Annotated in this window: 12 protein-coding genes; 10 read left to right on the top strand and 2 right to left on the bottom strand. The window is 33.5% G+C overall.

Features of this window, described 5'->3' with window-relative positions:
• Positions 1 to 26: 26 nt before the first annotated feature.
• Positions 27 to 797, bottom strand: a complete 771-nt coding sequence (locus tag BJ095_RS18125; RefSeq protein ID WP_110561307.1) for a PrpR N-terminal domain-containing protein — start codon at positions 795 to 797, stop codon at positions 27 to 29.
• 420 nt (positions 798 to 1217) lie between these two features.
• Here BJ095_RS18125 and BJ095_RS18120 point away from each other — a divergent pair, with 420 nt between their 5' ends.
• The 8 genes from BJ095_RS18120 to trhO all read left to right on the top strand — a co-directional run bounded on the left by BJ095_RS18120 (position 1218) and on the right by trhO (position 9486).
• On the top strand, positions 1218 to 2000 hold the full coding sequence (locus tag BJ095_RS18120) for a 3D domain-containing protein (protein WP_107934905.1): 783 nt from the start codon (positions 1218 to 1220) through the stop codon (positions 1998 to 2000).
• Positions 2001 to 2466: 466 nt separating this feature from the next.
• The gene (locus BJ095_RS18115; RefSeq protein WP_107934906.1) at positions 2467 to 3768 is read left to right on the top strand and encodes an ammonium transporter; all 1302 of its coding nucleotides are present in this window, start codon (positions 2467 to 2469) and stop codon (positions 3766 to 3768) included.
• A gap of 83 nt (positions 3769 to 3851) precedes the next feature.
• Positions 3852 to 4817 carry a DUF294 nucleotidyltransferase-like domain-containing protein gene (locus tag BJ095_RS18110; RefSeq protein WP_107934907.1) on the top strand — a complete coding sequence of 322 codons (966 nt, stop codon included), beginning with the start codon at positions 3852 to 3854 and terminating at the stop codon, positions 4815 to 4817.
• Positions 4818 to 4861: 44 nt separating this feature from the next.
• Positions 4862 to 5566 (top strand): exonuclease domain-containing protein, encoded by a 705-nt coding sequence (locus BJ095_RS18105; RefSeq protein WP_328589008.1) that lies wholly within the window; start codon positions 4862 to 4864, stop codon positions 5564 to 5566.
• Between the two features lie 245 nt (positions 5567 to 5811).
• The gene (locus tag BJ095_RS18100) at positions 5812 to 6555 is read left to right on the top strand and encodes a GTP cyclohydrolase II (RefSeq protein WP_107934909.1); all 744 of its coding nucleotides are present in this window, start codon (positions 5812 to 5814) and stop codon (positions 6553 to 6555) included.
• A 19-nt stretch (positions 6556 to 6574) separates the two neighbouring features.
• Entirely contained in the window at positions 6575 to 7681 is a 1107-nt protein-coding gene (gene ribD / locus BJ095_RS18095; RefSeq protein ID WP_107934921.1) for a bifunctional diaminohydroxyphosphoribosylaminopyrimidine deaminase/5-amino-6-(5-phosphoribosylamino)uracil reductase RibD, read from the top strand.
• A gap of 71 nt (positions 7682 to 7752) precedes the next feature.
• Entirely contained in the window at positions 7753 to 8304 is a 552-nt protein-coding gene (locus BJ095_RS18090) for a 5' nucleotidase, NT5C type (RefSeq protein WP_107934910.1), read from the top strand.
• A 222-nt stretch (positions 8305 to 8526) separates the two neighbouring features.
• Positions 8527 to 9486 (top strand): oxygen-dependent tRNA uridine(34) hydroxylase TrhO, encoded by a 960-nt coding sequence (trhO, locus tag BJ095_RS18085; protein ID WP_107934911.1) that lies wholly within the window; start codon positions 8527 to 8529, stop codon positions 9484 to 9486.
• 367 nt (positions 9487 to 9853) lie between these two features.
• Here trhO and BJ095_RS18080 read toward each other — a convergent pair whose 3' ends face one another.
• A complete protein-coding gene (locus tag BJ095_RS18080; RefSeq protein ID WP_107934912.1) occupies positions 9854 to 10369 on the bottom strand; it encodes a helix-turn-helix domain-containing protein in 516 nt (171 codons plus the stop codon).
• A 265-nt stretch (positions 10370 to 10634) separates the two neighbouring features.
• Between BJ095_RS18080 and BJ095_RS18075 the strand changes: the two genes are divergently transcribed.
• Together BJ095_RS18075 and BJ095_RS18070 are read left to right on the top strand one after the other, a co-directional pair.
• Positions 10635 to 11975, top strand: coding sequence for a tyrosine-type recombinase/integrase (locus BJ095_RS18075; protein ID WP_107934913.1), 1341 nt, complete (start codon positions 10635 to 10637; stop codon positions 11973 to 11975).
• On the top strand, positions 11972 to 12223 hold the full coding sequence (locus tag BJ095_RS18070; RefSeq protein ID WP_107934914.1) for a hypothetical protein: 252 nt from the start codon (positions 11972 to 11974) through the stop codon (positions 12221 to 12223). Before BJ095_RS18075 ends, BJ095_RS18070 begins: the two co-directional genes overlap by 4 nt.
• Positions 12224 to 12269: the final 46 nt, after the last annotated feature.

The following is a 12269-nucleotide window of genomic DNA, read 5'->3' as shown; positions in this document are numbered from 1 at the left end:
CGCATTATCAAGACAAAAATGAATACTCAGATGAAGGCTGGCAAGCTTGTGTATTTTTCTTTGCATTCTTCTGCACTTTTATCTTGCAAAACACACATCTCACTCTTTAAATCATTAGTAAATTGTATTGTGGTAAAATGCTCATAGACGATATTGTTTTGATTATCGAGAAGAACAAAATTTTTATAATTTTTCTTCGTGATAATCTCGAATATTTTACTAGGTATATTTACTTTATTTATGTAATGAAATAACTCTGTTGCTTGTTCTAATGATCTAATAATCGTTACCTTGCTAGCGTGAATTAGAAATCCTTTTAGACCGTATGCTTCACTTGTTTTTAAGGTAATTGTATCTCCAATAATTTGCTTATAGCCTTTATTTTTCAGCTCTACAATTAAAGGGGGAACTTCATCAGTATGTTCAATTGTGAATACTGAAATAGGAAGATCCATTAAATCGATTGTCGACTTCGCAAATGTGGTTATATCAGGAAAACTAATAAGTGCAGATTTATCGCTTAAATTTGAAGCTAGCGTAAGCGAACGAATCATATCGTAGCCTGTAATATTCATATCAATAACGGGCGTTTTCACTGCCTCTTTAATGAGCCTGGCTGTAGTGCCTCTACTAATGAATATATTTGTTTCATATTCTTTTGATAATGCAATATCAACACCCGCTTGTAATTCTCCTATAGATACACAGATCTTCATATCGGGAAAAAGTGGAGTACATTCTTTTATTATAGGTAACATTGCTTCATAGGGTGCAATTATATGTACATTTATCTTCATACTTTGAGCCACCTTTCTACATTTAAGTATAGCTTTACGAGGTCTATGTAGTATCAAATCAGATTTTAATATTTATTGTATCATGAAGTTTAACTAGTAGAAATGAATAGGTGTAAAATCAAGGGAAAGTCGGTTTATTTTGAAGTTTTCCCTCTATTATTCAAGTTACAAAAAACCATTTTCATAACTGATTTAGAAGTTTGTTTCTTCTAAATCAGTTATTTTTTTTGCTTTAAAAAATGGGAGAAAACGCTATTACATAAGTGTTTCAGGTGGAATATAAAAATATTTCATTTATTACAAATATTACAATTTATTTCTATTTTTATATCAATATGTATATTTCTGTAAGTCCGTGGACAGAACTTATTTCGTAATTCAATTACAAATTTCGAGATTAATTGTCAGGAGGACGAAGAAATGAAAACTAAATTAACCTTAATGATGCTACTTATCGTATTTTCGATATCTACAACAAATGTATATGGGATGGAAATTGATCGAGCTGCTATGCATACCGATGATGAAGAGGAGAGCTTAATAATCACAGATCCATTAGGTGACGGATTATTCGATGATGCGTTAGATCGTGATGTTGCATTTTACAAGATGCTACAACCAGAAGTTTACAAGGTAAAAGAAGGGGATAACCTATTCCGAATTGCTATAAATAACCAAGTTGAATTGAAGGACTTAATGGAGTGGAATGAACTATCAGATTATACAATACATCCGGGTATGGATTTAATTCTTTATGATGATGGAAGTGAAAAGGAAGAAGTAACGATAGTAGCGAATGCTTCCGTAAATACAACGCAAAATGTAGAAAAGAATGTGGCGAAAAAACAGCCAAGTAAAACGGAATCTAGTCAACCTAAAGTAACTCAGAGTTCGTCTGAAGAACCCGCTTCTGGAAAAGAGCTATTAGTAACTGCAACGGCTTATACGGCTTATTGCGAAGGCTGCTCTGGGACAACAGCAATTGGAATTGATTTACGTTCTAATCCAAATCAAAAGGTAATTGCAGTAGACCCAAATGTCATTCCATTAGGCTCAAGAGTGTGGGTTGAAGGATATGGAGAAGCGATTGCTGGTGATACTGGTGGAGCTATCAAAGGGAATAAAATTGATGTTTTTATCCCAACTCGTAACGAAGCACTTCAATGGGGCCGCAAACAAGTTAGAATAAAAATTATTAATTAATAACAAAAGCTCTAGGGATTATAAATCTCTAGAGCTTTGCTTTGTTTCGGTTAATTATTAATAATAACTAATATTTATACATAAAAGAAATTAAGCTGTAAACCAAATTTACATGTGAGTATCTTTTTATCTCAAAAGTTTGACATTTATGAATCGGAACTTTTTTCCCATGGTATAGTTTGAAAAATGTACATCTACGTAAGGTATAGCCTATGAATTTTATGAAATCGCATACATGTGGTATTGCTAGTTGTCTTAGTTTAAAGACAAAAAGCTTATCAGATAAGTGTTTATATAGTTATGTTAACTTTTCTGACATTGATGAAAATAATTTATGAAAATTGTATTGACATAAGGGGAATATAATGTAAAATTAAGTTAAATAAAGCGTGTTACATTTCCTAACATCATAGAATAATATAACGTAACATGAAGAATCTTTTTTTAAGAAGGGAGAATGAATTTTATGGAAGCTGTTGTAGTGCTAATGGATAACCTGTGGGTAGCGATTGGTGCAATTTTAGTATTCTTTATGTTAGGCGGATTTATTTTACTCGAAGCAGGTTCAACAAGAATGAAAAATGCTGGTCATGTAGCTGGCAAAACAATATTCACTGCTGGTCTTGGTACTTTAGTATTTTGGGCTGTAGGTTACGGGTTTATCTATGGAGATGGAAATGCATTTATCGGATTATCGAATTTCTTCTATGGAGATACAACAACCGCAGCAGATGCAGGTGGGCTAACACCAGCAGTCGATTTCTCTTTCCAAGTGATGTTCGCTTTAGTTGCACTGACAATTGCGTTTGGTGGATTTGCTGAGCGTGCAAAACTATCTGTCTACGTAATCTTTGCTATTCTTTTCTCTGCTTTAATTTATCCGGTAGTTGCACACTGGATTTGGGGTGGTGGCTGGTTAGCTGAACACGGTAAACAAGACTTTGCTGGCTCTACAGTAGTTCACTTAACTGGTGCAATGGCTGCTTTAGCTGCAACGATAATTTTAAAGCCTCGTATTGGTAAATATAACAAGGATGGCTCTTCAAATGTCCTTGCTGGGCATAACCAAGTATATACTACTTTAGGTGTTTTAATTCTTTGGGTAGGTTGGTTTGGTTTTAACGGAGCAAGTACTTTCGGTGTTGCTGATGGCTTCTTAGGATATGTTATCCTAAACACTCAATTAGCTGCTGGTGCTGGTGCAGTTGCCGCAATGTTTACAGCTTGGGTTAAAACTGGTAAAGCAGATGTACCAACAACATTAAATGGTGCACTTGCTGGTTTGGTTGCCATTACAGCTTCTTGTGGATTTGTAGCTCCTTGGGCTGCTGTAATCATCGGTTTAGTCGGTGGTGTAATGGTAGTATTCAGCATGCAATTATTTGAAAAACTTAAAATTGACGATCCAATCGCTGCTTTATCTGTTCATGGTACTGTAGGGGTATGGGGTACACTTTCTAACGGTTTATTCGCTTTACCTGCATTATCAACTGACATCGGTTGGGGTCAAGCTGGATTGTTCTATGGCGGTGGCTGGGAACAATTAGGCGTTCAAGCTTTAGGTGTTGTTGCTTCTGGTGCTTACGCATTTGTAGTTGCATTTGTTCTTCTTAAAATTATGGATAAAGTTATGGGTGGTCTTCGAGTTACAGAAGAAGAAGAAATCATGGGCTTGGATATTTCAGAGCATGGTAGCTATGGATACCCAGAGCAAATGGCTTTAGAAGAAGTAAAATTAACTACTGCTGCAACAAAAGATAAATTCTAGTAAACTACTAATCAAAAAAACCTTATACTTAAACAAAAAGCCTCTGACATTCAGAGGCTTTTTCTATAAAGGAAGTGATCTCTATGGAAACGTATGAGTCTATAAAGGAATGGAAGGATGCCCATATACCCTCCTACCTATCAAATAACGTTGAGCTCAATACATTTCATGATCAGGTAATGCTAAAAGTACTGGAAATTGCAATAGAAAGAACAACATTAAAGAAATCACCGTGTAAATTTACTTGGTTTATAACGGGTAGTGGGGGGCGCCTTGAACAAGGGTTAATCAGTGATCAGGATCATGGGATTGTTTATGAAAAATACACTACCGAAAATGACTTGTATTTTAAGAAGCTTGGTGAAGAATTATCAAAAGGATTAAATATTGTTGGATATCCATATTGTTCTGGCAATATAATGAGCTCAAACCCGATTTGGTGTAAATCATATAAGGAATGGAAAGTCCAGTTGTATAAGTGGATGGAAGAAAAAAGCTGGGAATCCATTCGATACTTGCAAATTTTTTATGATGCTAGAGCTTTGTATGGTGATACAGAATATATAAATCAATTAAAAACGATGATTTATGAACAGCAGAAAGACTATCCAACATTGTTGAAGCGTTTAATGGAAAACGTAAAGCTACTTAAAAATGCCATTGGTCCAATGGGTCAGATCTTAGTGGAGCAACACGGGGTTTACCAGGGGCATATTAATTTGAAATATGCTGCATTTCTACCTTACGTCAACTCGGTTCGACTTCTATCTATTAAAGAAGGTCTTATAGAGACCTCCACGTTAGAGCGGATTGAAGTGCTGCGAGAAAAGAAGGAATATGAAGAATTGCTTAAAGACAGCTATAGAAATTTCGAATTACTCATGAACTATCGTTTAACTTTATTTCAAGTAAAAGAGTATGATGATACGCACTATTTAAATTTAAAAAATCTAACGAAGGACCAAAGAAAAGAGATTAAACGAATTCTTAAATATGGGAAAAAACTCCATGATGCTGTAATTGAATTAGTGAACGTGAAAGAAATTTAAGGAGTGCAAATGAAAAGGGTGTTGATATGGCATTTGAACCATTTATGCAATTACTAAGAGGGATTCAAGGAAAGCGTGTACATGGTGGTATTGGTGGTATTCAGAATTCTCAGCAAATGGCTTATTTGAGACATTTACAAAAAGAGATTAATAAAGATGATGCATTGAATACACCATTAGATAAGTTGAAAGTGGTGGTTTTTGATATTGAGACTACTGGATTTTCTCCTGAAAGAGGAGATGCAATTTTATCCATCGGGGCAATAAAGATGAATGGGTTAACAATATTGGAGGAGCAACAATTTTATTCTCTAATTCATTATGAGGACGAAATTCCACAAGAAATCGTTCAACTTACCGGAATTACAAATGATTCCGTACGTGAAGCGCCGCCAATTTCAAATGTCTTAATGAACTTCTTCGAATTTGTACAGGATTCTACTCTTGTTGCCCATCATGCAACTCATGAAAGAAGTTTCATGCAATATGTAAGCTCAAAGCATTTTAAAACACTGTTTAAGCATCGAATTGTAGATACATCCTTTCTTTATAAATTAATAGATCGAGATTTTGATAATGTTTCATTGGAAAAACTTTGTATAGAAAATAATATACCGATTGTTGAGCGTCACCACGCATTAGGAGATGCAAAAATGACCGCTCAAATTTGGCGTATTTATGTAGAGAAAGTTATCGAATTAGGTTGCGAAACATTAAATGATGTATACAATCAATTTGCAAGAATATAATAATAGATTTTTATTTAGAGTGTAAACAAAGTCTTTTTCTTTGTTTACACTTTTTATGTGTGGATGAACTGCTTTTAATTTCCTTTTAAACATAAGCTATATTTATAGTAAAAAATCTTATATCATATTAATATAGTAAGGATTGAATAGTAATAGATTAACTTATTGACTTGATATAATAAATAAAATTCAATTTATAAGTTGGTTATTCTCATAAATGTAAAGAAAAGATAGGTGATAGAAAGATGGATAATATATCAAATGTTAATAATATTTTAAAAGATAAAATGAAGATTGTTCCTTTCAATGATGTGGAGAATTTATGTCTAGTTGGTCCAGTAAAGCTACCGGTAAAGCAAGAGGGTTTTGAAACAACTTTTCAATGGTACACATGGGTAACAACAGAGAAACAACATGATACAAAGGACTCTATACTTAATTCGATTGTCAAAGCAGAATTGGCATCAAAGCAGCAGTCTTCAGTATTGGTGTTTGGTGATTTTACAAACGCAGACGACGCAATTATTCGTATGCATAGTATTTGTCATACGGGCGATATTTTTGGGAGTCAGCGTTGTGATTGTGGCTATCAGCTTCATGAGTCTATGAAAATGATTGTTGAGCATGGCTGTGGTGCTATCTTTTATTTAGCGAACCATGAAGGTCGTGGAATTGGATTGTTCTCTAAGTCCTTGGCATATATTTTACAGGAAGAGGGCTATGATACGGTAGAAGCCAATCATGCACTAGGATTTGAAGATGATTCAAGAAATTATGAAGAAGCGATTCGTGTACTTGAGGCATTAAGATCTAAACCAGTTACATTGATTACAAATAATCCTCAAAAATTAGCTGCCTTAAAATCTCATGGTCTTCTTGCACATAATCATATTCCCTTATGGGGCGGTTTAACTGAAACAAATCGTCATTACCTTGAAACCAAGGTGAAAAAGTCTGGACATATTTCAGAAGAACAACTAACTGTTTAAGGAGTGTGTATGTGTAGTGATGAAGACAGACAGTGATTACATGCAATTAGCTTTAGAGTTAGCTGCTTCAGCCAAGGGAAACACAAATCCCAATCCATGTGTTGGAGCAGTTCTTGTAAAAGATGGTGTCATAGTTGGTACCGGCTTACATAGAAAAGCAGGTGAACCACATGCAGAGGTACATGCTTTTAATATGGCAGGGGAACACGCAAAGGGAGCAACCTTATATGTTACGTTAGAGCCTTGCTCACATTACGGCAAAACACCGCCTTGTGCAAATCTGGTCAAAGAATCAGGAGTTAGTCGTGTTGTAGTCGCTACTATGGACCCAAACCCATCAGTTGCTGGAAGAGGTATTAGTTTATTAAGAGCTGCAGGTATTGAGGTTGAGGTCGGCTTATTAGAACAAGAGGCACGTAAATTAAATGAACGCTTCATTCATAATATGGTAGCTAATAGACCGTTTGTTATTTCGAAATTTGCGATGACAATGGATGGGAAAATAGCGACTCATAATGGCCATTCTAAATGGATTACGAGTGAAGAGGCACGATTACAAGTACACAAGCTTCGTCATGAAATGGATGGAATACTGGTTGGAGTAGGGACCGTTTTAGCGGATAATCCATCCCTTACGACAAGGCTCCCACACCGTGAAGGGGAAAATCCTATTCGTATCATTTTAGATAGTGAATTAAAAACGCCGTTAAATGCTAATGTTGTCAATACGGCTGTAGCACAAACGATAATTGTTACGAGTGATGAGGTTGATGAGGCAAAGGTGAACCGGCTAACTGAAAAAGGAGTTCAAATCCTAACTGTTTCAAAAACGGAACAAGGGTTAAACTTGGAAGAAATGCTTGACGAATTATATGAAATCGGTATTACGGATATTTTAGTAGAAGGTGGAGCAGAGGTAAATGGCTCCTTTTTAAGAGCAGGATTAATTAATAAGGTTCTTGTTTTTATGGCACCTAAATTAATAGGTGGGCGTAATTCGAAAACGCCTTTTGCAGGTATGAATATTGATAGTATTGAGGATGGACTTCAGCTAGAATTCGATTCGATTGAACAAGTTGGTCCAGATTTATGTATTACAGCATATCCTGCGGTAGAAATTGTTTAAGCCGGTTGGTATTTACACAAGATAACCGATAGTAATTATCAAAAGAGAGATTTAGAAAGTAGGAGCTTTTTGTGAGATTTGGTTTTGATATTGATGATACACTCATTAATTTAAGAGAGCATGCATTTCATATTTATAATCGAAAGCTCAATCAAAGTATTGGGCTTGAAATATTTCGTGAATTAAAAACAGTAGAAATCCATGAAGCATTTGGATTAGATAGCGTAGCTGGCGGCAAGATGTGGAACAGCTTATTAGAGGAAATCTACTTCACGGATTGTCCAGCTTTTGTTGGAGCAATAGAGCTGTTAAACCAACTTGAACGTGAGGGACATGAAATCTTTTATATTACATCTCGTCCCAAAGGATACTGTCAAAAAACACGACAATGGGTGAAGGACAAAGGATTTCCCGTACATGATGAGCGTTTTTTCTGTGGTATGCAGGACCAAGAAAAAATCGATATTATAAAACAATTAAATTTAGATTACTACTTTGATGACAAGCCTGCAGTTCTTGATACATTAAAGGAGATTACAACAAGTATTTATGTGAAGGACCAATCCTATAATCAACAAGTGAGTATACCGAGAGTAAAGGAATGGACGGATTTTTCATATTAAAATATTCGAGATATCTTAGTTGCGATGGAATAAATCATATTTTTATGATATATTGATATCCTGATGTATTGAAATCGAAAGTTTTCTTGCATCGTCTGGCAGTGTGGTATATAATTATATCCGCTGTTTTTATTTGGTTTTATTGTTTAAGATAGGGCCATTCAATGACAAAAGATATACTATCAATATATCTTGCAAATATAAATGATAGGTGGAATATAAATGAATTACAGAGTTTTACTTTATTATCATTATACGACAATTGAAGATCCAGCTGCTTTCTCAGCCGAACATTTAAAGGTATGTAAAGAGATGAATCTAAAAGGTCGTATTCTAGCAGCAAATGAAGGTATCAATGGTACTGTTTCAGGTACGATTGAAGATACAAATGCTTACATGGAAATGATGAAGAATCATCCATTATTTAAAGGAATTGTCTTCAAAATTGATGAAGCTGACAATCATGCTTTCAAAAAAATGCATGTTCGTCCACGTCCAGAGCTTGTAAACCTAAGCTTAGAGGATGATGTGAATCCACATGAAATTACTGGTCGATATTTATCTCCAGAAGAATTCTTAAATGAAATGCAAGATGATAATACAGTAGTACTAGACGTTCGTAATACTTATGAATATGATGTGGGTCACTTCCGTGGTGCGATTCGTCCGGAAGTAGAAACATTCCGAGATACACCACAATGGGTACGTGATAACCGTGAATTATTTGAAGGAAAACGAGTGTTAACATATTGCACAGGTGGTATCCGCTGTGAAAAATTCTCTGGCTGGTTAAAGCGTGAGGGAATCGGTGAAGATGTTGGTCAATTGCATGGTGGAGTTGCTACTTACGGTAAAGACCCTGTTGCAAAAGGTCAGCTTTGGGATGGTCAAATGTACGTATTTGACGAGCGCTTAACAGTGCCTATTAACCAAGTAGAGCATGTAATCGTCGGAAGAGATCATTTTGATGGTACACCTTGTGAGCGTTATATTAACTGTGGAAACCCAGATTGTAACAAACAAATTATTAGTTCAGAAGAAAATGAATTAAAACATTTAGGCGGTTGCACAATTGAATGTTCAAAACATGAACGCAATCGTTTCATTGAAAGACATAATTTGACTGAAGAATTCGTTCAACAACAGTTAAAATGGCTTGAGGAGCAAGAAGTAAACGCATAATAGATAGCATGAATGGTGGGGAGATTTTTTCCTCACCATTTTTTACATACTATTGTTAAAATGCATCTACAACTAGAAATATGATAATATTTAAGATAATTAACGAGATAATGTGAGGTGAAGGGCATGACGAAGGCGCGTATTATATTACATGTCATATGAATAGTGAAGAAAGTGTCTTTAATTCTATTAATCTATGTATATGAAATATTTTTTGAATTTAATTGTGAATTATTATGGTGAGTGAAAATATGTCTAAATAATTTTTAAATATTTATTATGAAATAACACCCTTTCAAAATGAATAGGGTGTCTTGTATGTCAATCTATAAATAAGTGCAATAATATTTGTTATTTATATTTTTTTCTAATCAATAAAATCATTTATATCTATATTAAAACGTTTTACAAAAACGTCATCCTCTAGTCCAAATTTACTTAAATGGTTATTTCTCCCTATATGGCAATCTGAACATAATGTTATTGAATTTTCAATTGTTGATTCTCCTCCTAAAGAGAAAGGTATTATATTTGCTACTATCAATTGAGTTGAAGGGGCAGATAATCCACAAGCCTGACAAATAAAATTATCCCTAACAAAAACTTCATAGCGTCTTATGGATATAGATTTTATTTTATTTTTCAAATTAATATCTTTCGTTTCAATAATTAAAGAATCCGGATTATTTAGTAATAAGAGCTCCTCAACCTTTAGTTCAAGTTCATCTGCTATTTTTTTTAATAAACTATTCGAAGGATTACTTACGCCTCTCTCTACTCTACTTAATTGTGAGTGACTCATACCTATTCGATTTCCTAATTCCCTTAAACTAAGACCTTTCACTTTTCTAGAAATCATAATTTTTTCCCCTAAAGCATTCATCTAAAGCCTCCTGTAACGCTAATAGATAAATTATAAAATAGAAAGATTAAATTAGACAGTTTTTCAATCTAAAATATTATTGACTAAATATACATTTATAAATAAAATAATTTAAAACACCAATATGCACCGAAATGCACCAAAAAGAACCGGTGCGAACACATTTTTTTAGAAAATTATGATTTTTAAGTATAAAAAATTTTTAGACTTGAAATTCACTCTTCATAATTTGTAAAAATAATCAAGGTAAGAAAGGAAAGATTCGGTGGGCTTAATAAAAAAAATAGAAACAGCAGTAGGTACAATTTACGAAAGATATGATAGCGATAGTAAGATGATTCAAAGGACTGGCGCTGTTGGATTTGTAAAAGAATATAAAGGGAAAGTGTATTACATAATTACGGATATAAATGGGGTTAGTATTAAGGAAGCAAATAAATTTCTTAATTTTTCATTAGAGGATTCCAGTATTAAAAAGCGTGAGCAAGCTTTTTCAGCATTAAAAATATTTTATTCGTATATTAGTTTATTCCAGTTAAATAATTATAGGGACGGAATCGATAATGAGAACCTTAATAAGCTACTCAAATTCTTAAAAGGAGGGAAACAAAATGGTAATATCTTAGATTTTGATTTTAAATTGGAGAGGAAACATTCTACTTTACGACCTTATTTGTCAGTCTACAGAGAATTTTATGATGTAATTTTTAATATTAGAGAAGGTCCTTTGTTTAAAAAAACATTAGTTCAAAACTATCAACATGATACAAGTGTATATAAAACCGAAAAATATAGTGTAAATCCTAAAGCTTTAAAAATTACAGTTTTACCTAAATATATTAGAGAAAATGAATATCAAAAAATATTAGAAATTATTGATGATAAATTCTCGATAAGAGATAGGATCATTGTTATGTTGATGTACCAATATGGTCTTAGAATTGGTGAAGTTTTAGGTTTAACAATTGAAGATATCGATTTTGATAAGAATGATCTTGGTTACTTTGTCCTTAAATTAAGAAATAGAATAACTGATAAAAGTTTCCAACATGCTAAAAGATTGATGGTCCCTCAAAAAAGTGAAGATTATACAAAAGAGTATTACAGCTGGGAAGGTATTGGATTATGGACAATCCTTATAGAAGATGAAGAACTTATAGATTTAATTGAAGAGTATTATGAAGAATCTAGAGATGAAATTATTTTCAATAAATCCAAAAAAAAACTAGAGAACCTTAAAAATAAATCTAAAGCCGACAAAGTTTCTGAAAACAATAATGTTAGGGAAAATCAATATTTGTTTTTAAATCAACAAAATTACACTCCCTTAACTGCTTCTGGTTGGGGTTATAGGATAAAGCAAATCTTTGAACTAGTAGGAATAAAAACTGATAAAGAAACGAAAAAAAATAATTTAAGTCATCGTTTTAGGCATGGATTTGCAATGAAAAAAATTTCCGAAGGTTATGATGAAATGAGATTATACAAGGCATTACGGCATTCTGGACCGCATAGCGTAAAAATTTATTATAATCCGACTCCTGAAGATCAAGCGAGTATTTTAAAAAATCAAAAAGTAAACTTAGAAAATCGAGGTTTGAAATGACAAATTATTTTTATAAACAAATTCTTTATGAAGAGATTAATACCTTACGGGATAAAGATGAAAATCTTATTCTCCTTTTAAAAGGTTATATCGAAGGTTATTTCCCATTATTAGAGAGTGTAGGATCAGGTAAGGAAAGAGAGAAGTACATGTTTGCTAGTAAAAAGTTAATACAATTAGTTAATGAATATATAGAAAATGGAATGTCAACACTAAACTGGACAATCTTTATAAGGACCTGTTCTTGAATTCCACTGGCGATAAATAACCTAGTGTTCCGTGAATTCGAATGTT

The organism is Ureibacillus chungkukjangi, from assembly GCF_003217295.1.
Taxonomy (GTDB): domain Bacteria; phylum Bacillota; class Bacilli; order Bacillales_A; family Planococcaceae; genus Ureibacillus; species Ureibacillus chungkukjangi.
The sequence above is the reverse complement of the archived record's forward strand: the minus strand, read 5'-3'. Positions and strand labels throughout refer to the sequence as shown.